Source organism: Neobacillus terrae, from assembly GCF_011393025.1.
GTDB lineage: Bacteria > Bacillota > Bacilli > Bacillales > Cytobacillaceae > Neobacillus_A > Neobacillus_A terrae.
In genome coordinates, this window is the sequence record NZ_JAAOEO010000004.1 from 335,026 (window position 1) to 356,983 (window position 21,958).

General features: G+C 40.0%; 15 protein-coding genes and 1 other annotated feature. Of the genes, 5 read left to right on the forward strand and 10 right to left on the reverse strand.

Translation table 11 applies throughout. From position 1 onward, the window contains the following. Window positions 1–13 precede the first annotated feature (13 nt). The 5 genes from mbcS to ezrA form a co-directional block, all read right to left on the reverse strand. Complete coding sequence (mbcS, locus tag G8761_RS08275) at window positions 14–1,597, reverse strand: acyl-CoA synthetase MbcS (protein ID WP_166025462.1); 1,584 nt, start codon at window positions 1,595–1,597, stop codon at window positions 14–16. Between the two features lie 446 nt (window positions 1,598–2,043). Further along, window positions 2,044–2,244: an alpha/beta-type small acid-soluble spore protein gene (locus tag G8761_RS08280; RefSeq protein ID WP_166025464.1), complete on the reverse strand. Its 201-nt coding sequence runs from the start codon at window positions 2,242–2,244 to the stop codon at window positions 2,044–2,046. A gap of 113 nt (window positions 2,245–2,357) precedes the next feature. Continuing rightward, a complete protein-coding gene (thiI, locus tag G8761_RS08285) occupies window positions 2,358–3,566 on the reverse strand; it encodes a tRNA uracil 4-sulfurtransferase ThiI (RefSeq protein ID WP_166025466.1) in 1,209 nt (402 codons plus the stop codon). Next, window positions 3,563–4,708, reverse strand: a complete 1,146-nt coding sequence (locus G8761_RS08290; protein WP_166025468.1) for a cysteine desulfurase family protein — start codon at window positions 4,706–4,708, stop codon at window positions 3,563–3,565. The genes thiI and G8761_RS08290 overlap by 4 nt, the downstream gene beginning before the upstream one ends. A 278-nt stretch (window positions 4,709–4,986) precedes the next feature. After that, a complete protein-coding gene (gene ezrA, locus G8761_RS08295; protein WP_166025470.1) occupies window positions 4,987–6,675 on the reverse strand; it encodes a septation ring formation regulator EzrA in 1,689 nt (562 codons plus the stop codon). A gap of 410 nt (window positions 6,676–7,085) precedes the next feature. On the opposite strand from ezrA, the gene hisJ reads away from it, so the two are divergent. Further along, window positions 7,086–7,889, forward strand: a complete 804-nt coding sequence (hisJ, locus tag G8761_RS08300) for a histidinol-phosphatase HisJ (RefSeq protein ID WP_166025472.1) — start codon at window positions 7,086–7,088, stop codon at window positions 7,887–7,889. Here the strand turns inward: hisJ and refZ are convergent. Then, window positions 7,884–8,516 carry a forespore capture DNA-binding protein RefZ gene (refZ, locus tag G8761_RS08305; RefSeq protein WP_166025474.1) on the reverse strand — a complete coding sequence of 211 codons (633 nt, stop codon included), beginning with the start codon at window positions 8,514–8,516 and terminating at the stop codon, window positions 7,884–7,886. The genes hisJ and refZ overlap by 6 nt on opposite strands. A gap of 171 nt (window positions 8,517–8,687) precedes the next feature. On the opposite strand from refZ, the gene G8761_RS08310 reads away from it, so the two are divergent. Next, entirely contained in the window at window positions 8,688–9,170 is a 483-nt protein-coding gene (locus G8761_RS08310) for a GAF domain-containing protein (RefSeq protein ID WP_166025476.1), read from the forward strand. 56 nt (window positions 9,171–9,226) lie between these two features. Here G8761_RS08310 and megL read toward each other — a convergent pair whose 3' ends face one another. Next, window positions 9,227–10,411: a methionine gamma-lyase gene (megL, locus tag G8761_RS08315; protein ID WP_166025478.1), complete on the reverse strand. Its 1,185-nt coding sequence runs from the start codon at window positions 10,409–10,411 to the stop codon at window positions 9,227–9,229. A 378-nt stretch (window positions 10,412–10,789) separates the two neighbouring features. Then, window positions 10,790–12,670 carry a sensor domain-containing diguanylate cyclase gene (locus G8761_RS08320; protein ID WP_166025480.1) on the reverse strand — a complete coding sequence of 627 codons (1,881 nt, stop codon included), beginning with the start codon at window positions 12,668–12,670 and terminating at the stop codon, window positions 10,790–10,792. A gap of 537 nt (window positions 12,671–13,207) precedes the next feature. Between G8761_RS08320 and rpsD the strand changes: the two genes are divergently transcribed. After that, window positions 13,208–13,810 (forward strand): 30S ribosomal protein S4, encoded by a 603-nt coding sequence (gene rpsD, locus G8761_RS08325; RefSeq protein ID WP_166025482.1) that lies wholly within the window; start codon window positions 13,208–13,210, stop codon window positions 13,808–13,810. A 503-nt stretch (window positions 13,811–14,313) separates the two neighbouring features. On the opposite strand, the gene tyrS is transcribed toward rpsD, so the two are convergent. After that, a complete protein-coding gene (gene tyrS, locus G8761_RS08330) occupies window positions 14,314–15,567 on the reverse strand; it encodes a tyrosine--tRNA ligase (protein WP_166025484.1) in 1,254 nt (417 codons plus the stop codon). Window positions 15,568–15,608: 41 nt separating this feature from the next. Further along, window positions 15,609–15,825, reverse strand: a binding site (T-box leader). A gap of 127 nt (window positions 15,826–15,952) precedes the next feature. Between tyrS and G8761_RS08335 the strand changes: the two genes are divergently transcribed. After that, on the forward strand, window positions 15,953–18,688 hold the full coding sequence (locus tag G8761_RS08335; RefSeq protein ID WP_166025486.1) for a transglycosylase domain-containing protein: 2,736 nt from the start codon (window positions 15,953–15,955) through the stop codon (window positions 18,686–18,688). Window positions 18,689–19,396: 708 nt separating this feature from the next. Here the strand turns inward: G8761_RS08335 and acsA are convergent. Continuing rightward, entirely contained in the window at window positions 19,397–21,115 is a 1,719-nt protein-coding gene (acsA, locus tag G8761_RS08340) for an acetate--CoA ligase (protein WP_166025488.1), read from the reverse strand. Window positions 21,116–21,316: 201 nt separating this feature from the next. On the opposite strand from acsA, the gene G8761_RS08345 reads away from it, so the two are divergent. Further along, window positions 21,317–21,949, forward strand: a complete 633-nt coding sequence (locus tag G8761_RS08345) for a GNAT family N-acetyltransferase (RefSeq protein ID WP_166025490.1) — start codon at window positions 21,317–21,319, stop codon at window positions 21,947–21,949. Window positions 21,950–21,958: the final 9 nt, after the last annotated feature.

Genomic DNA, 21,958 nt, shown 5'->3' on the forward strand with positions numbered 1-21,958 from the left:
AATAACCTAAAGTCTAATTCTTTAATGACTGGTTTTCTTTCTGACGAAGTTCAATCCGGCGTATTTTTCCGGATGTTGTTTTTGGCAATTCTTCTAAAAATTCAATATTCCTTGGATATTTATAAGGTGCCGTCAGTTCTTTAACATGGTCCTGCAGCCTTTTTACCAATCCGGAATCATTTGCATCTACGCCTTCCCTTAGTACGACAAAAGCTTTGACAATATGTCCTCTAATTTCATCCGGACTGGCAACTACAGCACATTCTTTTACTTGAGGGTGTTTCACAAGCGCATCTTCCACTTCAAATGGTCCAATGGTGTAACCTGAGCTGATAATAATATCATCTCCACGGCCCTCGAACCAAAAGTACCCATCTTCGTCTTTTTTTGCCTTGTCTCCTGTAACATAATATTCTCCCCGGAACTGCATTGCAGTTCTCTCCGGATCCTTGTAATAATTTTTAAAGAGGGCTGGAGTTTCAACATGGACTGCAATATCTCCAACTTCTCCAGGTTTGCAGATTTCACCGTATTCATTAATAATATCTACTCTATTCCCTGGTGTTGGTTTACCCATTGAACCAGGACGGAGTTCCATTCCTTTGGTAACCCCAACGAGGAGAGTGTTTTCTGTCTGGCCATACCCATCGCGCACCTGAACATTAAAATGCCTTTTAAAGGTGTCAATAACTTCACGGTTTAACGGCTCACCTGCGGAAACCGCGCTGTGAAGATGATCAAGTTTATATTGGTCAAGGTTCTCAGCTTTTGCCATCATTCTATACTCTGTTGGTGTGCAGCAGAGAACATTTATTTGATATTCTTCAAGAAGCTTTAAATAGGAAACTGGATCAAATTTTCCATTGTAGACAAAACCGGTTGCCCCCGTTCCCATAACAGATAGGAAAGGACTCCAAATCCATTTTTGCCATCCAGGTCCAGCAGTAGCCCAAACTGTATCTCCATCTTCAATTCCAAGCCAGTTGGAGGCAGCGGTGCGCAAATGTGCATATGCCCACCCATGTGTGTGGACTACGCCTTTGGGATTTCCCGTTGTTCCGGAGGTATAGGATAAAAATGCGATATCATCTCTGTTTGTGTCCGCGAAAGCGAATTCTTCTGATGCACTGCTCGTTTTTTCATCGAGATCGATCCAGCTTCCATGGCTGCCGCCTATGGAAAAGGCTTTAGTCGAGTTAATTTCGGATATGTTTTCGAACTGGCTGATAAAAGGATAATAGCTGACTACACCTTTAACATCACCATGTGAAAGACGATATTGGATATCCTTCTCCCTTAAAAGTTCAGAACTCGGGATAACCACTATTCCTGATTTCAAGGCCGCTAAGTATACAACATAGGCGGAAATTAGCCTTGGAACCATTACAAGTACAACATCGCCTTTTTGAAGATCGTTTTCTTTAAAAACATTAGCAGTTTGATTCACTTTTTTGATTAACTGGCTGTATGTAATTTCTTCCCTTTCCCCCGCATCATTTAGCCATTTAAGTGCTATTCGTACTGGATCAAAAGAAAAATGTTCTACTTCAGATACAAGATTATATTTTTTTGGAGCTATCAAATCTTCGCGTTTCATCCTATCCCTCCATATACTAGTAGATACATCTATTATACGGAATTATTTTAAAATTTAAAATATAAATAGAATGCTACGCACTAGGCAAAGCGCAAGCGCACGTTCAGAGAAGAAACTACCACTACCTGATTAAACTTCTTGTAAAGGCTTCTCTGAATAGACGACATGCAGCTTTGCGACGAGCTGAACGTAAGCTTCTTTGAAAAAGCTGTGGCCAGGAGCACTTGAGTTCGATGTTGACTTATCGTAGGGAGAAGCGGGATGGACACTAGCTGCACCAAGTATCACCTAAGGTCATACTTGATGCAAGATACTCAAGGAAGCTTTACAGAGATAAAAACTCGCTGGGCGCTGGAGCTAGACAATTTAAAAGGTAAAACTTTATTTCTTGTCCATAAATAAGAGAGCGGGTTTTCACCCGCTCCCTGTAGCCATGTTATATTTTATTATCGAGAAAATCCACCGCTTAATTGTTGTTGAGCCATTGAAACCAAGCGCTTAGTGATTTCTCCTCCAACAGAACCGTTAGCACGAGAAGTAGTTTCAGCACCAAGGTTTACACCAAATTCTTGAGCAATTTCATATTTCATTTGGTCAAGAGCTTGTTCAACACCAGGAACGAGTAGGTTGTTTGATCTGTTTGCCATGTGATTTCACCTCCTTGTGAGTTTAGAATGTGTAATATCACATGGCATCATTCAAATAATCAACTGGAAATTGTTCACAAAAACATTGGATATTTATAGTATAAAAAAAATTATTAAAAAAGGTCATCCATTTCATTTTTTGTACTGTTTGCTTCAGGTCCAATTTGAATGGTTTCTATGTCCTCAACCGCTTTTTGAATAAGGGGCTCAAAGTCAACAAAGCTTTCAAACCTCTCGACCTTTTCCCGACGAGGTTTTGTTTTAGGCGATGCTGGCACAAAAATAGTGCAGCAATCTTCATAAGGAAGAATAGAAATATCGTGCGTACCAATTTCTTGAGCTATTTTTATAATATCCGATTTGTCCATAGCAACTAATGGCCTTAATACAGGTGTATTGGTGACTTCATTTATGGCATACATGCTCTCAAGCGTTTGGCTTGCAACCTGGCCAAGACTTTCACCAGTAATAATGGCAAGCCCTTTTCGCCGCTTCATGATTTCATCTGTAATTCGCAGCATCATCCGTCTGGTAGTTGTCATGGAGTAATTTTCCGGTACCTGCTTCCTGATCGTCTGTTGAATTTCTGTAAAGGGAACAACATGAAGCATTAACTGGCCACTAATACCTGATAGTACCTTTGCAAGATCGATTACTTTTTGTTTTGATCTTTCACTAGTAAAAGGAGGGCTAAAGAAATGGACTGCTTCAATTTCCACCCCTCTTTTCATAGACAAATAACCGGCTACAGGACTGTCAATCCCGCCAGAAAGCATAAGCATTGCTCTTCCGGCAGAGCCAACTGGCAATCCACCCGCCCCAGGGTAATTCTCGCAGGTTAAATAAACCGCTTCGCTTCTTACCTCGATCTGAAGGTTAATATCGGGATTTTTCACATCCACTTTTAGGCCCGTAATATTTTTAAGTAAGTAACCGCCAAATTCATGATTAATTTCACCTGTATTAAGTTCAAAGGTTTTATCTGCTCTTTTCCCTGTAACCTTGAATGTATTTCCCTCTTTATATAACCTTTTTACGAGGCTGAGTGCAGCCTCTTTTATTTTTTCAATATCCCTTTCCACTTTAATGGCAGGACTGAAGGATTGAATTCCAAAAATATTTTTCAAAATCGAAATAACTTGTTCTCCACTGGCACCATTTAACAGGATATACATTCTGTCCCTGTCTGCTTGAATTTTAATTTCAGGAAAAGCTACAAGTGCCCTTGCAATACTTTTCCGCAGTCTCTCAACAAATTTACTGCGGTTTCTCCCTTTAGTGGATATTTCACCATAACGGATTAAAATACGATCATAATTCATTTTTGCATTATCCTTCCTAATTTTCTTGCTGTCTCTTCGATGGCTGCTGCTGCAAGGATTGCTTCCTGTTCTGTATTATCAAAAGAAAGACTGATTCGGATGGCGCTCTCAGCCATTGGCCTTGGAACACCCATTGCAAGCAATGTTTTGCTAGGAGTTTTCTTTTTTGAAGAACATGCACTTGTTGTAGAAACAAAAATATCCTTTTCTTCAAGAGAATGGACAAACACTTCAGCTTTAATCCCTGAAATAGAAAAATTTAAAATATGAGGTGCTGAATCCGAAACTGGTGTATGAATAGCAACTCCCTCTATTTTTCCAAGTGTTTTTCTGATATGAGCATTCCATGAAAGCATTTGATCTACATAGTGAGTTCTGTTCGAGAACTCCATACGTAAAGCTTTAGCCATTGCAACCAATCCTGGAACATTTTCGGTACCGCTCCTCAGCCGGTTTTCCTGATTGCCCCCTGAAAGTAAAGGAGCTAATTTAAGGCCCTCACGAATAAATAGAGCCCCTGTTCCTTTCAGACCATGAAATTTATGAGCCGAAATAGAGCATAGGTCAATACCGCATTCTTGAAAATCAAGTGGTACCTTACCGACTCCCTGAACATGATCCACATGAAAAAGAATTTTCGGGTATTCCTTTAGCACTTCGCCAATTTCTTTAATGGGCTGTATCGTACCTACTTCGTTATTAACATGCATAACTGAAACAAGAATGGTATCATCTCGAATCGCACTTTTTAATTCTTCAACTTTGACCCTGCCTGTTGAGTCAACAGGCAAATAAGAAATCTCAAACCCTAAATCCTTTAGCTGCTCCATAGCTCCATTAACCGAAGGATGTTCAATTTCCGTTGTTATTAAATGTTTTCCTCTTCCTTTATACATTAAAGCAGCACCTTTAACTGCCATATTATTGCTTTCCGTTCCTCCAGAAGTAAAAAATAACTCTCCAGGCTTTATATTCAACAAATTTGCTATTTGCATTCTTGCCTGTGACAAAAGTTTTTCCGCCTGCCCCCCGAGACCGTGGAGTGATGAAGGGTTTCCAAAAAAGTCATTTGAAACTTTTATATATGATTCCAATACTTCCTTATAAGGCTTCGTAGTCGCGCTATTATCAAAATAAATCATGGTCTTCTCCTTTCATGCCGAAAACCTTTTTTCCGAGATAAATGTTAACATAAACCCATTTAATTATAAACATCCGCAGCTTAATAATCACATTGGTTTCCATAAAAGTTTTTTAAACCCTATTGGTTTCCTCTAAAGAAGACTCGGCAACTGCCAGGCCTTTAGATGAGAGCAGAGTCGTAGTTGCCCTTATGCAGTCAGAATTTATGGAGATAAATTCTGATTAGCTAAAAAAACAAACCGCCCCGCCTAAAGGCGAACCGGTTTCTTACTTTTAACTATTCTTTTGAAAGATTGGACTCAATTTTCTTAAGAGCTCCTGGATCTATTTCTTCAATGGTTGTAGCAGCCTGCTCCAATGCCCCGCGATAATCATACTTCCGGAATGCTTCTTCTGCATTCCGCAGGCCCTTGGCAATCGATGGGTATCTGCTTCGGTAGCGATTTCCATATTGAATGATTTTTTCCGCCAAGACTACATTTTCAATCATTTCGTTTGTTGTATTAATTAATTTATCTACTGTCAATGCAGCAATTTCAAGGTACTGATGGACAGAAGGAATATCAAGAGGTGTCTCTTGAAGTTTCTGCTTCACATTATTAATACTTTCGTGTCCATCTTCGAATAAATACTTATACTCTTCAGGTAAACCAGGAATATTACTCCTTGATACCAGTCTGGCTGTTTCATTCAGGCGTTTAATAAGGTCACTTACCTTTTCTCTTGCATCAATTTCATCTTTTCTTAACGCCTGAAGTTTAGAAGCGAACCCTTGCTGTTCTTCACGAACCGCATCAAGTTCATCCTTAATTTCCCTAAGCTCTTCGCTCATCGAAGATTGAGGAGTTTCATTGGATTTTATTTTTTCAGTTAGAATATCAAATCTTTTATATAGGGATCCCAGCTGTTTTTCAAGCTGGCGCTGCATATCCAATTCATTCTCAGGAAGATGATAGCTCTGCTGAATATGAAGAGCCTCATCCTGAAGGCCTTTGCTCTCTTCAAAAATGGATTCAAGCAAAGAAGCAGTTTGATTTTCATTCTGTACAATATGATGTTTGGCATGAACTTCATTTTCAAGCAGGTCAAAAAGCTGATCGATAGACTCTTTTAATTCCTCGATTCCTTTTTGAAGCTGATCAGTTTCAGCTTCTTCAAGCAGCACGAGCATGGAATCCATTTCTTTGTTCAGCCTATCCATTTCTGACTCGAACTGAAGATGTGCCAGGTAGTAACCCTGGCGAACCATTTCCCTATAACCGCCGTTTAATTCATCAAGCTGCCCTGGTAAAATGGATTGACATTCAACTAAATGCTGAGGGATCAAATCCATTTTCTTTTTAATATTTTCCAGCTGATCCTTAATAGTCAAAACAACTTCTCTAGCTTCAAGGTAATTGCCATTCTCCGTTTTCTCTTCAAACTCCTGAAACCTTTCAGAAACTTCATTGAGTCCCAATTCGAGAGTCTTTTCCGCTTTTCCAAAACTAAGTCTGTGAGCGAAAAGAGTTTTTTTGGATTCCCGATATAATTCCTTTAATTCTTCAATTTCAATTCTATTCTTCTCTTCGCTGCCCACAAGGCTGTTCAATTCTTCCAGAATAGCACTAATTCGTTCTTCAATTCCCTTTAATTTTTCCTCAATGGCGAATTGAACTTCTTTTGCTCTTTTGAACTTGTATTTGTCTATATATTCTTCCGCATCAAACAAGAGCTCTTCCAGGTTGGGAAGCTTAACTGTAACAATCTCATCCCACTCATTCCGCCAGCGTTCAAAAAGTTCCTCAGTCTGGCCGGTCATATTGAGCAGTTTTACCTTGGACATCTCTTCCTGGACCGGGCGGTCGTTGAGGTCTATTTTCCAGGATTCAAGCCTGTCCATTTCTTTATAGTACTTTTTCTTTATCAGATATCCAGTTACAAACAAAGCAAATAAAAGGATAATAACCCCTATGATATATTCCATGGTAAGCCCCCTGTTTTCCGGCAACATTCTTTATTTTATTATCAAGTCGTCATAATTATAGTAAATATACTGTTAGATATTAAATTCAATGCTTTTATGATAACATGTAAACGACATTTTTTGACTATTATTTTCAATTTTTTTAAGATTTTATTGAAAGTAATGAGAGTAATCATTTTTAACCAAAATTACCTGACAAACAAAGTGGGAACAGTCTGGTCTTTTTCTTCTTACTAAGGGGTAAGTAATACTTTTAATACATTAATTTTGTTAAAGGACAGAACGGTGTTTCCACGGGGGGAAGGAAGGCTGCGGCAGCTTAAGTATCGCAAGCTTTTTTTATAAAAGGCTATATTAAACCTCATTGTTGATTTGGCAGCTTTAAAAAATGTGAAAGCGGAGGTCATTCCATGGTAAAGAAAGATGGTCATATACATACTCCTTATTGCCCGCACGGGACAAAAGATTCGTTCGAGGAATATATCGAAAAAGCTATATCTATGGGATTTGAGGAGATTTCTTTTACGGAACATGCTCCGCTTCCATATGGTTTTATTGATACCGTTCCTGAAAAAGACAGTGCTATGGACATAAAAGATTTAGAGGGATATTTTGAGGACATTGAGAAGCTAAAGGAACGATATTCCGGAAAAATAAGGATTAACTGTGGACTTGAAGTAGATTTTATTGAGGGTTTTGAGGAAGAAACAAAATCTCTTTTGAATTATGCAGGCAACGGAATCGATGATGCAGTGCTTTCCGTACACTTTCTTAAACACGGAAAGGATTATCAATGCCTGGATTACAGTCCTGCTTTGTTTGAAAGTATGATACGTGAACACGGTTCCATTGATCTGCTTTATAAAAATTATTTCCGTACAGTATTAGCCTCTGTGATGGCTGATATAGGTCCCTTTAAACCTAAACGGTTAGGCCATATAACACTTATCAGGAAGTTTCATAAGAAATTCCCTCAGAGCGAGCAATATAGAAATGAAATATTTGCTATTCTGCTGGCCATGAAGAAACATAACTGCGAACTTGATTATAATGGAGCTGGAACAGCAAAGCCCTTATGCCGTGAACCCTATCCCCCTGAATGGATTGTGAGAGAAGCCTTGCGTTTAAATATTCCTCTCGTTTACGGCTCAGATGCCCATCAAAGTAAGGATTTGGGACAGGGGCTAGAAGAGATGATTGCCCCCTTTTCATAAAAGGGCCGGGATTTTATTCTCCTTCCCTATGACACAAAGACAGCCTTCAATCCATGCATAAATTTCATTCAGATATTTATTTGCAAAATAACGTTCATGAGGAAAGACATGAAGAACTTCAGTTATATAATGGGAATTCAAAAAAGGCATTGTCAGCATTCCTTTTAGCTGTATCACCATATAATCATGCGAGTGCCTGCGGAATTCTCCCCACTCTTCGCCTTTTTCCAAAACAGTTTGGATTAGATATTTTTCTTTAAGGTAATAGGTAGACATAATTTCCCTGACAACCTGGGAGTCAAGTGACATTTCTCTTAGAATTAGCCTTGTCAAATGAATATTTTTGCATTGAAAAAAAAGGAGGTTGGAGGCAATCTTTTTTAGGCAGGCTTCTGCCCCCTCTTCGAGAAATGAAAATCCCTTTTCAATTTCAGAGATGTACTGCTCAAAGAATGATGTAAAGCAATACTCAAGCAGCCCTTGCTTATTTTGAAAGTAATACGCAATATTTGCCGGATTAACATCGGCAATACCGGCTATATCCCGAATAGAAGTGCCTGAGTATCCTCTAGTATTAAAAAGTGAAATGGCAGCATTGATAATCATTTCCTTCGAATTTTTTCCCATTTTCGAATTCCCCCTGTATGCCAATGGCTTGGGAATACATACTCTCCCATTTACAATACATTCTTTGTCAGGAAGGTGGGTTCCTTTATCTTTTTATAGACATTTTCTCCTCATTTCCTCCTGTTTTTGATAAAATAAGAGTTAAAAAATCCGAGAGACAGGTGAAAAGTAATGTTTAACGTCGAATTATATAAGGGAACCCGTGAAGAAAACTATAAATTAGCAACTTCCCAGCTAAAGGCTCTTCTCCATGATGAGAAAAACCTGATTGCAAATCTTAGCAATGCTTCTGCTCTTTTAAATCAATTGCTTGACCGTATCAATTGGGCAGGCTTTTACCTTATGGATGGCGAAAGTGAATTAGTGCTTGGTCCATTTCAGGGTCTTCCTGCCTGCGTCCGTATCCCTTTGGGAAAAGGAGTTTGCGGAAAAGCTGCACAGGAAAGGGTTACAGTTCGGGTTGAGGACGTTCATCAATTCCCTGGCCATATTGCATGTGATGCAGCTTCACAATCAGAAATTGTCATTCCGTTGATAAAAGATGGAAAACTATTAGGAGTTTTGGATATTGATTCTCCTGAGAAAAATCGTTTTGATGAAGTTGACCAGGAAAAACTAGAGGAAATGGTAAACGTTATAGTCGAAGCCCTATAAGGAACTAAAGGGAGTCCCAATTTGGAGGGACTCCCTTTTTTACAGTAATTTCATCACTATATCGCACTGAGCGCCTGCTCAAGATCCGCCTGCAAATCCTCCCAGGATTCCAGACCAACAGAAAGCCGGAGAAGGGTTTCGCTAATTCCCATTTTCACTCTTTCCTCTGCTGGAATTACAGCATGCGTCATGGTTGCAGGATGCTGAATGAGGGTTTCTGAGTCTCCTAGACTAACAGCTATCTTAATTAAATTTAACTTATCCATAAACTCCTGGGCTGTTTCCTTTGTCCCTTTTATAGAAAAAGAAATTAGCCCGCCAGCCTGCTTCATTTGCTTTTTCATAATCGGGAAGTCAGGATGCCCTTCATCTCCAGGATAAAAGATGGTTTCTACTTTAGGATGATTCTTTAAAAATCCAAACAATTTACTCGTATTTTCGCAATGGCGGTCCATCCTGACAGCCAGTGTCTTTAATCCTCGCAGAAGGAGCCAGGCATCAAAAGGAGACATAATCCCCCCAATGTCTTTTTGTGTGGTCATTGCTACCTTTTTCATAAAATCCTTTTTACCGACTGCAATACCAGCAATGACATCTCCATGTCCGCATATATATTTGGTTGCACTGTGGATAACTACATCGCAGCCCAGTAGAAGTGGCTGCTGGAGATATGGAGAAGAAAAAGTATTATCAACAATTACGGGGATTCCTTCTTCACGTGCAATTTTTGATACAAGTGCCAGGTCTACTAGTTTCATAGTAGGATTAATAGGGGTTTCAATATAAATGCACGCAGTATTTGGCAGAATGTTTTTTTCAATTTCTTCTCTTGAATCCATTAGTGAAAATTGGTGGCTGATTCCATACTTTTCTTTCAATAACTCCAGAAATCCAAAGGTACAGCCGTAAACTCCCTGAGAGCATAAAATATGATCACCGGACTTGGTAAGTGCTACTAAAATAGCTGAAACTGCCGCCATCCCAGATGAGAAAGCCAGCCCTGCTTCTCCTTTTTCAAGTGCCGCCATTCGGTCTTCAAGCATTTTTACAGTCGGATTGCCAAGCCTTGAATATATAAATCCTTCCTCTTGTCCCGCAAATCTCTTTTCTCCTTGCAGAGCATTATCAAAGGTGAAAGTGGCTGTTTGAAACAAAGGGGGTGTCAGGCTGCCCTCATATTTTTCTGATGAATATCCCGAATGAATAACTTCAGTTTCAAAATGGAACGGTTTTTGGCTCATAAACTGTCCTCCTATTGTAAGCGTTTTCAAATACCCTTTCTTTCAGAATATGATAAACCTGGAATAAAGGGAAGAGATTTATATTAAGAACATAAGAGAAACTTGGCAATCGCTAATTCCCATTGGCGGATTTACCTATCACACTCAAAACAGCATTCCTCAAAATGCTATGCTTTTTCTTCGTGCGTGGCAATGCTGAAAGAGCTTTCCTTGTCATGTGGCTTTCGCCTGACTAGAACTTCCTCGTAAAGGCTAGCGTTTTTCCTAGGTGTACAGCAGAGCTGACAAGGCTTTCCTTGTCATGTCCGTTGTGCGTTCAGAATGTATAGATATACTTTCTGTTTTGCTAAACAAAAGGCATTCCCAAATTGAGAATGCCTAAAATATGTTTATGGGATTGCCTTGAGATATTACTTTATTTTTTCCTGAGTTTTTTGCAAAATAAAGTGCTTCGTCAGCGCGCTTAAACAAAAACTTAAAGGAGTCCACCCTGTCACGGTTCCAATATGAAACCCCGCAGGATATGGTAATATGCGGACTGGAATTTTCCGCGACCTTCTCAACCAGCCTTTCAGCAATAGCAAATCCGGACTGGAGTGTGACCCTTGGCAGATATATGGCCAGTTCCTCACCGCCCCAGCGTGCCCCAGTATCGGACCCGCGAATATTTGCTTTAATGACATTAGCTACCTGAATTAATACTTCATCTCCAATTTGGTGACCAAACGAATCATTGATTGCCTTAAAGTCGTCAATATCAATAAGGATAAAGGTTCCCTGCTCATCCTCCAGCATAGAACGCTGTATTCTCTCATCTAAATAATTTCGGGAGTGAAGTTTGGTTAAATGGTCTGTTATGATCATTTTTTCAAGTTCTTCCCTCAATATGGAGTTTGTAAAAGCAAGGGTTGAATGATGAATCAATGACTGTATTAACTTAAAAGTATCAAAAGAAAAAAAGTATGGATCACTGTGAATGACAACTGCCAGCCCTTTTAGAGTCTGGCTTTGTATCATGGGCACCGCCAAGACAGAACGGTATTTCTCTCTTTCGATGTTGTTATTCGGCAAAGCTAAATCCCCAATAAAAAGAGAATCATTTTCTTTCCTTATTTTTTCCATGAGATATTCTATATAAGGTATAGCTTCATCAGTTTGAAAAAACATTGTTGAACCTGAAAGGACCTCTGGATTTGATTCATTTCCTTGAATCATAAAAAAGCCTACTTCACTTGCTCCAAACGAATGGATGATCTGCTTACACATGTAATTGATCGTTTCGTTTAACCTTAAATTAGAATTTAGGCGATGGGAAGTCTCATTGATTAGCTGTAAATCAGAAATTAATCTTTTGGATTGCTGATAAAGCTGAGCATTTTCAAGAGCAGTACCCGCTGTATCGGCCAAAAGTGAAATAAACTCCACTTCATTTTTTGGAAAGACAAGTGTATTGGGCGAAACAACCTGAAGTACACCATAAACTCCCTGCTTACCTTTAAGGGGGGCATATAAAATAGATCTTCTTTCCAGAACGGAATCTTCAAATTGTATGTTTCCGGTCAAATAGGCCTGCATGGCAGCAATATTGCCACTATCGTATTCGAGATCCTTAATTGGCAGCTCGCTATGGCTATGATTGTCCTGTGATAAAAGCAAATAATAAGAAAAACCAGGATACACTTCTTGAAGAGTTTTAATAATCTCTCCAAGCACTTCATCCATATCCATTGTGGAGTGAAACTTTTCTGTAACCCGGAAAAGCAGCTTATATCGCTTCTCTTCCATAATATTTTTCGAAAGACCCTCAAGCTTAAACAAAAAGTTTCCGCATTCTTTGGACAGTTCTTTTAAGATATGAGCTTCAAGCTGCTCCTTTTCAGTAATCAGCAAAAAACCAAGAATACTTTCATCGTGTTTAAGCAGGACAATATAATCATATTCGGAAAAACCTTCCAACGGAAAAGGCTGTTTATGTATATTGTGCAGATTTGATACAGATTCAAGTTCTTCAAAAGGAATTACCTTTGATAAAGAGGAAATAGACGGCTCATTTTCCGAAATGGTAATCTCATGATAAAATTGCTGTTTCCAAGCATTGCTGCAAAAGAGGGTCAGCTCTTCAGCTTTAATGATTTTTCTAACAGCTTTGACCATTTCACTGGAAGCTGTTTTAAGAATGTTGGGTCCAGACTGGGTGGCAATAATATCAAAAAAACAGCTTTTTAGCTGCAAAACCAAATCACTTTCAATTCTTTCCATCCCATTAATCACCTAATTTTGCGAGCATTTTATCTTTAAAAATTCAAAGAATTTATAAATCCTGCTTTTTTTTTCAAAGCTTTTTCGTAATCTTTGTTGCGTAGAAAAGCGCTTTCCTCTGGCATTTCGAGGAGTCTTGCCTATTTCTGCTCACAGATTCTCGAAGGTACAACAATCTCTTAGGAAATAGTCTATTTTAAAGACTATAATTAAACTAGTTTATTATATCACACAATGAGCGATTGGCAGCATAATTTTCTGTAAATTAAAAACACGATCATTATAAAGTAATTCTTTTTAAATCACATCATGCACTTGACTTTTAGTACAACTAAATTATATAATAGCGTTTGTGTAAAATATTGCAGACTATGTGAACACTTTATTGTCTACATTTTGTTCCTCGGGCTAAGCTGATGGTGCATCTTGTAACCCTATTCTGCTGGGGCGAAGGTGCATGAAAACAAAATGTCCATTAAAGAAGCTTCACAACAGTTTTTATTTTACCAAAATAAAAACACTGAGGAGGAGTCTCTCATGGCTCGATATACAGGTCCTTCATGGAAAATTTCCCGTCGTCTAGGAATCTCTCTTAGCGGTACAGGTAAAGAGTTAGAAAAGCGTCCATACGCTCCAGGTCCACATGGTCCAAACCAACGCAAAAAGCTTTCTGAATACGGAATGCAATTGCAGGAAAAACAAAAGCTTCGTCATATGTATGGAGTAAACGAGCGCCAGTTCCGCAACCTGTTTGATAAAGCAGGCAAAATGGCTGGTAAGCACGGTGAAAACTTTATGGTTCTTCTTGAATCACGTCTTGACAACGTTGTTTACCGTTTAGGCTTAGCACGTACACGCCGTCAAGCTCGTCAATTAGTAAACCATGGCCACATTCTTGTAAACGGCTCACGCGTTGATATCCCATCATTCCGCGTTGCAGCTGGCCAAACAATTACACTTCGTGAAAAGTCACGCAACCTTGATGTTGTGAAGGAAGCTATCGAAGTTAACAATTTCGTACCTGACTATTTGACTTTTGACGCTGATAAGCTAGAAGGAACTTTCACTCGTCTTCCTGAGCGTTCTGAACTTCCAGCTGAAATCAACGAAGCTCTTATCGTTGAATTCTATTCCCGTTAATAGGGAATTTATTGCAAAAACCCTGCCGTCCTGGCAGGGTTTTTTGTTGTTTAAAACAATAGAATTGATCTTCTCCCAAGATTTCTGCGGATACTCTCTAAAATTTATGCCTCTAAAAAAACTTCATCCTGCTTGAAGGAAACTTCTCCGTCATTTCGCAAAACTTCTACCTACTTGGAGGAACTTCTACCTCATTTCGCAAGACTTCTACCTCTTCTCAGATAACTTCTACTCCTCCTCAGGACATGAGATTGCATCAGTGATCCGCCGCACGAAGAAAATTCCAATAAATTTTCGAGGAGTTTGGCTATTTTTGCTCTTAGTTTCTTCGAATTTCCACATTTCCCAATAAAAGAGCCTAAGGTTTAGAAAAACTTAGCCTTCGCCAAGTCCTTTTTGGCGGATGCCCCAGTTTTTTTATGCGTTCAGAATTTATGGATATAAATTCTGATTAGCCAAAAAAGAACCAGCATCAGCTGGTCCCTTGTATCAAATCAATTTAATTAGTATTTAATAAGGAAGTATTTTTTCTTTCCGCGGCGGATGATGGTAAATTTCCCTTCCACACGGTCAGTTTCATTTAATTCATACGCTGAGTCCGTTATACGTTCCCCATTGACCGTTACAGCTCCATTTGTAATATCTTCGCGCGCCTGGCGTTTTGATGGGGATATTTTCGCAGCAACCAAAAGGTCAACCAAATTTTCTTCACCAGCGAATTCGTAAGAAGGTACATCTTTAAAACCCTGAAGAATTTCATTGGCAGTAAGATCTTTAACTTCCCCACTGAATAACGCAGCCGAAATTTTAATTGCCTGGTCGAGAGACTCCTCTCCATGCATTAAGCGCGTCATTTCTTCTGCAAGAGCTTTTTGAGCTTTGCGAAGATGAGGCTCCTCCTGCACAGATTTTTCCAAGACTTCTATTTCCTCTTTTGATAGAAAAGTGAAGAACTTTAGGTATTTCACAACGTCAGCATCAGAAGTATTAATCCAGAATTGGTAGAACTCGTATGGTGATGTTTTTTCAGGATCGAGCCATACAGTACCGCCTTCTGTTTTACCAAATTTCGTTCCGTCTGCTTTTGTTACAAGCGGTATTGTTAAACCGAAAGCTTTCTGTCCTTCCGGATTTAACTTACGGATCAATTCTAGTCCGGAAGTAATGTTGCCCCACTGATCGCTGCCTCCGATTTGAAGCCTGCATTGATGGTTTTCGTATAAATGAAGAAAGTCCATAGCCTGAAGGATTGTATAGGTAAACTCCGTAAATGAAATACCGGTTTCCAGGCGGGAAGAAATTGTATCTTTCGCAAGCATGTAGTTAATTCCAAAGTTCTTACCGATATCACGAAGGAATGTAACGATATCCATTGAACCTGCCCAATCATAGTTGTTCACCATAATCGCAGCATTCTCTCCGGTAAAGCTGAAAATTTTCTCCATTTGCTTTTGAAGCCCTCTTACATTTTCCTGAACGGTTTCAAGTGTAAGCAATTTCCTCTCTTCGCTCTTTCCGCTTGGATCTCCGATAAGTCCTGTAGCACCGCCTACCAGTACAATAGGGCGATGTCCATTTTGCTGAAATCTTCTTAATGTCAAAAATGGAAGTAAATGACCGATATGCATACTGTCCGCTGTCGGATCGACACCACAGTACAAGGATATTTTCTCATTAGCCAGTGTTTCCTTAATTCCATCTTCATCTGTCTGCTGGTATACTATTCCTCTCCATTGTAAATCCTCTAACAGTTCCATACCCATTCCTCCTTTAAAAATAAAAAAGCCCCTGCATAAAATGCAGGGACGCTAACATGCGCGGTACCACCCGGCTTGAGGAAAAAATTCCCCCAACTCGACAAAATTAACGGTTTCTTCCGTCCGCCACTACTGACAAAAGGTTCATGGCGAAAGCTCCGAGAGGTAATTCATCTTTCTATTTGTACCGGCTCCCACCAGCCGCCGGCTCTCTAAAACAGGGATAGAAAAACTACTGATTCTCTTCTCAGCTTATAAAATATAAATTTAAACTATAGCTCTTTTTACCATATATCCTTAGCAAATGTCAAATAATGAAAGCTTTTCTTTTTCTAATATGGAGATATGGTATAATTATATGTAATTTTAGGGGGGAATGATGCGAATGAAGGAAAAATGGCGAACGTGGAAAGAAAAAATACAATCCATCTATAGCCACAATACCGGTAAGAAGGCCGTTAAAGGGGCCCGCGTAACCTATTCCGTAATGTGGAACCTCTTTCTTATATTTATCGTTATTGTCATTCTGGGAGGAGCTTTTGCTGCCGGCGCAGGGGCAGGTTTTTTTGCATCCCTGGTAAAAGATGAACCAATAAGATCATACGACAGCATGAAAAGAGACATATATGACTATACCGAAACCTCTGATCTTTATTTTGCCAACGATGTATACCTTGGCAAAATGCGATCTGACCTTGAAAGAGAAGAAGTAAAGATTGATGATATTTCCGATAATCTGATTAAAGCTGTTGTAGCAACGGAGGATGAGTATTTCTACCGGCACAACGGTGTTGTTCCTAAAGCCATTTTCCGTGCCATGTTTCAGCAGGCCACCCATTCTGCCGTTCAATCTGGAGGCAGTACGCTTACTCAGCAATTAATAAAAAATCAAATTCTAACAAATGATGTTTCTTTTAAGAGAAAAGCCAATGAAATTCTTTTGGCTCTCCGGCTTGAAAAATTTTTTGATAAAAAACAAATCCTTGAAGCTTATTTGAATGTTGCTACCTTTGGAAGAAATTCTTCCGGACACAATATTGCAGGCGTACAGGCCGCTGCACGAGGTATTTTTGGCAAAAAAGCAAGCGAATTAAACCTTCCTCAGGCTGCTTTTATTGCAGGTCTGCCGCAAAGCCCGTTCGGCTACACTCCTTTTACCCAGGATGGAACGGTCAAGCAGCACCTGGAGCCGGGATTAACGCGAATGAAGACCGTTTTAAAACGGATGTATGATGGCGGTTACATAAAGAAAGACCAATATAATCAGGCACTTGCTTATGATGTTAAAAAGGACTTTGCACCGCCTGGAGAAAGTACGCTTGAAAAATATCCTTGGCTTACCTTTGAAATAGAAAAGCGTTCCATAAAGATCCTTGCAGAGATGCTAGCTAAAAAAGATGGTTATGAAACAAAAGATCTGCAAAAAGATAAAAACCTTAATAACAGCTATATTGAGATGGCAAACCGTGATTTAAGGCAAAAAGGCTATAAAATTTATACTACCATTGATAAAAACATTTATGATGCAATGGAGCAGGCAAAAGATAAATACCCTTATTTTGGACCTGATAAACCTCAGGTAGTTTCTGACACGGCGACAGGCGGAAACAAGACAATTATGGAACCTGTTGAAGTGGGTGCTATGCTGATTGAAAACAAAACCGGAAAAATTATCAGTTTTGTTCCAGGACGGGATTATAAGCGCCAGCAGCTGAACCATGCTACAAGTGCTCTAAGGCAGAACGGATCGACGATGAAACCGCTTCTTGTATACGGTCCTGCTATAGAGCTTGGAAAAGCATCACCGGGAACTGTCCTTCCAGATGTGGCCCTGAGACTTTCTCCTGCAGTAAACAGACCATGGCCTACCAACTATGATAGACGATATAGCGGGCTTGTTTCTGCTAGGTATGCTCTTGCAAAGTCATATAATGTACCGGCTGTAAAGCTTTATAAGGACATCCTGCCGCAGCAGCCTGCCAAATACCTGGAAAAAATGGGCTTTACCTCTCTTCGGCCAGATGACTACACCAATCCTGCTACAGCAATTGGTTCTTTAGGAGTAGGAGTTACGATCGAAGAAAATACAAATGCTTTTACCACTTTTGCAAATCAAGGGAAATTTATCGATGCTTACCTCATTGATAAAATACTTGATAAAGACGGCAAGATTGTTTACCAGCATCAAGTGAAGCCTGTAGATGTCTTTACCCCGCAGACTTCTTATTTGACTCTTGATATGATGAGGGATGTTATAAACATTGGTACCGCTGCTGGAGTGAAAAGAAAGCTTAATTTTAGTGCTGACTGGGCAGGAAAAACAGGAACTGGAAACGAATATTTTGATTCCTGGTTTGTTGCCTCCAATCCAAATGTAACATTTGGAATATGGACAGGCTATGACCATAATAAATCTCTAAAAACATCGGGATTATCCTACAGCCAGAGAACAAATTTCTTATGGGCTGACTTAATTAACGCAGCATATAAGATCAATCCTGCTCTTATTGCGCCAAAAACCAAATTTGAAATGCCAGGCGGAATTGTAAGAAAATCCTATTGTGCTGTTTCTGGTTTGTTGGCCTCAAGTGCATGCTCGAAGGCTGGTCTCGTACAGAGTGATATTTATAATGCAAAATTCGCCCCAACAAAAGTTGATGATAATCTGGTTGACGGAAAATTCGTGAGAATTGGAGGGCGCAATTATCTTGCACTAAGCTCAACTCCAGATGATTTTGCACAGCATGGTCTAATACTTAACCCTGATTTCATCTCTAATATGGTCGGCAAGAATTTTAGAGATTGGAGCCAATTAATTCCGAAAAAAGACAGATGGGGAAAAATACTTGTACCAAGTGCAAAATTAGTTGATAACGGTAAATCTCCTGATCCGGTAACCCTAGCTGCCGCTGGTAATAAACTTTCCTGGAATGCCGCGCCTGACAGAGATATTGTCGGGTACCGCGTTTACCTCGCAGGTGGAGGAATTTCAAAAGTGGCAAGCATTACAACTGGTGCAGGACTTTCCTTTACTGGAGGTCCAGGAGCCTATTTTGTAACTGCTGTAGATATTGCCGGAAAAGAATCCGCCCCTTCTAACCTAGTACAAATTGGACAATAAAGAAAAGCGCAAGCGCCCGTTCAGCGAAGCAACTGCTTGAGTAAACTTCCTGTTATTTCTTCTCTGATTTGACAACATGCAGCTTTGCGACGAGCTAAACATTAGCTTCCTTGAATATGCTATGGCGTAGGAGCACTTTAAAAGTTCGATGTTGACTTATCGTAGGGAGAAGCGGGATGGACACTAGCTGCACCAAGTATCACCTGCGGTCATACTTGATGCAAGATATTCAAAGAAGCTTTTCAAAGGTGAAAACTCACTGGGCGCTGAAGCTAGACAATTTAAAAGGTAAAACTTTATACTTATCCAATAAAGAAAACTAGGCGATTGCTGGGCCTTTAGGTGAGAGCTGAGCAGTAGTTGTATTAGCTAAGAAAAAGGGAAAAAGGGAAGCGCAAAGGCGTTTCCCTTTTCTTTTGCTAGTGGTTCTAAATAATCTTGATGATAACAAGGGAATCTAAAATTTGCATTCCTTTTCCTTCGTTTGCGAGGAGCTATTTCAATGTCCGCGGAAAAATGGGGTGGCAAGACCTTCATAGGCACAGGAGGCACTAGCAAGAAGTCTGACATAGGAACTGCGTCAGAAAGGCGCTGCCACAGTGCAACCTATTTCTACCGACTCACGCTTCTGCTTTTTATATAATAATCATCAGTAATATTTAAAATGAAACCGCACTGAAAATACAGTGCGGTTTTTTTAGAAAGTTATTAGTCTTCCATAGTGGAAAGATCACCTGCAGGGAGATTTAATTCCCATGCCTTAAGGACACGTCTCATGATTTTACCGCTTCGGGTTTTTGGCAGCTTGTCTCGGAACTCGATTTCACGAGGTGCAGCATGAGCAGCCAGCCCTTTTTTAACAAATTGTCTGATCTCTTCCTTCAAATCGTCTGAGGCTTCAAAGCCATCCCTTAAGGCGACAAATGCTTTTATAATTTCGCCGCGCACTGGATCCGGTTTCCCAATGACACCAGCCTCTGCTACTGCTGGATGCTCTACAAGCTTGCTTTCTACTTCAAAAGGTCCAACTCTCTCACCGGAAGTCATGATAACATCATCAATTCTTCCCTGGAACCAGAAGTAGCCCTCTTCATCCATATAAGCGGAGTCCCCTGAAACATACCAGCCTCCCGGCATGAAATAGGATTCATACTTCTGCGGATTATTCCAGATAGTTTGCATCATTGATGGCCAGCCCTTTTCAATGGCAAGGTTGCCCATACGATAAGGCGGAAGTTCATTTCCCTGATCATCCACGATCGCTGCTTTTACCCCTGGAATCGGTTTACCCATGGACCCAGGCTTAATTTGCATGGAAGGATAATTACAAATCAGCTGTGCTCCTGTTTCGGTCATCCACCATGTATCATGAATACGCAGGTTAAAGACCTTTACTCCCCATTTTACCACCTCTGGGTTTAACGGTTCTCCAACGCTTAGAATATGGCGAAGACTGCTGAGATTGAACTTTTTAACCACTTCATCTCCGGCACCCATCAGCATACGGAATGCAGTAGGCGCACTGTACCAGACAGTTACACCAAATTCCTCAATCATTTTATACCAGTTTTCAGGGCTAAAACGGCCTCCAACGATAACGTTTGACGCTCCCGCAAGCCATGGCCCAAAAATTCCATAAGAAGTCCCTGTAACCCAGCCTGGATCGGCTGTACACCAGTAAACATCTTCTTCTTTTAAATCCAAGACCCATTTCGCTGTCTGATAATGCTGAATCATGGCATTATGAACGTGAAGAACTCCCTTTGGCTTTCCAGTTGATCCTGAAGTGTAGTGAAGGATAAGTCCATCCGTTCTATCGACCCATTCTATCTGGAGCTCTTTACTCGCTGTCTTGAACTTCTCCTTAAAGTCGATTAACTGTCCTTCCTCCCGGACCTTATTGCCGACAAGGAAAATATGCTTTAATGAAGGCAGTTCGCTTACAGGAACCCTGTCCAAAAGTTCAGGAGTTGTGACAAGAACCTTTGCTTCACTGTCCTGAAGACGATCCCGGACGGCACCTTCCATAAATGCTTCAAACAGAGGGCCAACAATTGCCCCAATTTTCACAGCTCCGAGAACTGCAAAGTAAAGTTCAGGAGAACGCGGCATGAAAATGAAAACACGGTCACCCTTTTCTACGTCACCGTAAGCTTTAAAGACATTGGCTGCTTTGTTTGACAGCTCCTTCATTTCCTTAAAGGTATACTTTTCATCACGTTCCTGGTCACGATAATAGAGAGCAACTTTGTTTTTCCTGAAAGAATCAGCATGGCGGTCAATTGCTTCATAGGCAATATTTACAAGCCCGGTTTCACTCCAGGTAAAGTTCTTTTCAGCTTCCTTCCAGTCAAATTGACTGTACAGTTCCTCATAATTACTTAAATTATGCTCCCCCTGCATAACTGGCAGCGCTTCCACTTTCATCTTTTTTCCCCCTTTTCCTATTTATGATATTATTATAGTATAAAAAATATTTATTCTCAATTTTAAAAATATTGATGGGTGATTTAAAAATAGTCATAAATATTTTTTAAATAAAACTGAAAATTTAGTGAAAGCGCTTTATATGAAGAGATTTCATGTATAATAGAGTATAACTAGATTCTTTTTCTTGGTGGTGACCGAATGGAACATAAAAAAACATATAACGCCAAAGAATTAAAAACACCTCATGGGAGTTTGATTATAGAAGGTCCTATTTCTTCTGAAAAACTTGCAAGCTATGAGTTTCATGAAGGACTTGTAGCATTCCGTGTTCCGGAACAACAGCATAAGGCATTGGTAGAAATATCCGGTTTAGAAGAAGGCCGGATTATTATTGCACGGGACAGGAATACCATCGTTGGGTATGTAACCTACCTTTATCCCGATCCTCTGGAACGCTGGTCAGAGGGAAAGATGGATAACCTTATTGAACTGGGGGCCATTGAAGTTATCCCCAAGTACAGAGGCTGCTCTGTCGGAAAGAACCTCCTAAGGGTTTCAATGATGGATGACGCAATGGAAGACTTCATTATTATCACAACGGAATATTATTGGCATTGGGACTTAAAAGGTACAGGCCTGAATGTATGGGACTATAGAAAGGTAATGGAAAAAATGATGAATGCAGGCGGTTTGGAATGGTATGCGACAGATGATCCTGAAATTTGTTCCCATCCAGCCAACTGTCTTATGGCACGTATGGGAAAACGGGTGGATAACGAGTCCATCCAGCAATTTGACCGGCTTCGCTTTATGAACCGATTTATGTATTAAAATTTTTAG

Excerpts from the sequence above, each read along its gene's own strand:
- mbcS (WP_166025462.1), bottom strand. The coding sequence starts at position 1,597 with ATGAAACGCGAAGATTTGATAGCTCCAAAAAAATATAATCTTGTATCT.
- G8761_RS08320 (WP_166025480.1), bottom strand. The coding sequence starts at position 12,670 with ATGGAAAGAATTGAAAGTGATTTGGTTTTGCAGCTAAAAAGCTGTTTT.
- G8761_RS08310 (WP_166025476.1), top strand. The coding sequence starts at position 8,688 with ATGTTTAACGTCGAATTATATAAGGGAACCCGTGAAGAAAACTATAAA.
- hisJ (WP_166025472.1), top strand. The coding sequence starts at position 7,086 with ATGGTAAAGAAAGATGGTCATATACATACTCCTTATTGCCCGCACGGG.
- ezrA (WP_166025470.1), bottom strand. The coding sequence starts at position 6,675 with ATGGAATATATCATAGGGGTTATTATCCTTTTATTTGCTTTGTTTGTA.
- G8761_RS08280 (WP_166025464.1), bottom strand. The coding sequence starts at position 2,244 with ATGGCAAACAGATCAAACAACCTACTCGTTCCTGGTGTTGAACAAGCT.
- acsA (WP_166025488.1), bottom strand. The coding sequence starts at position 21,115 with ATGAAAGTGGAAGCGCTGCCAGTTATGCAGGGGGAGCATAATTTAAGT.
- refZ (WP_166025474.1), bottom strand. The coding sequence starts at position 8,516 with ATGGGAAAAAATTCGAAGGAAATGATTATCAATGCTGCCATTTCACTT.
- rpsD (WP_166025482.1), top strand. The coding sequence starts at position 13,208 with ATGGCTCGATATACAGGTCCTTCATGGAAAATTTCCCGTCGTCTAGGA.
- G8761_RS08290 (WP_166025468.1), bottom strand. The coding sequence starts at position 4,708 with ATGATTTATTTTGATAATAGCGCGACTACGAAGCCTTATAAGGAAGTA.
- thiI (WP_166025466.1), bottom strand. The coding sequence starts at position 3,566 with ATGAATTATGATCGTATTTTAATCCGTTATGGTGAAATATCCACTAAA.
- G8761_RS08335 (WP_166025486.1), top strand. The coding sequence starts at position 15,953 with ATGAAGGAAAAATGGCGAACGTGGAAAGAAAAAATACAATCCATCTAT.
- tyrS (WP_166025484.1), bottom strand. The coding sequence starts at position 15,567 with ATGGAACTGTTAGAGGATTTACAATGGAGAGGAATAGTATACCAGCAG.
- megL (WP_166025478.1), bottom strand. The coding sequence starts at position 10,411 with ATGAGCCAAAAACCGTTCCATTTTGAAACTGAAGTTATTCATTCGGGA.
- G8761_RS08345 (WP_166025490.1), top strand. The coding sequence starts at position 21,317 with ATGGAACATAAAAAAACATATAACGCCAAAGAATTAAAAACACCTCAT.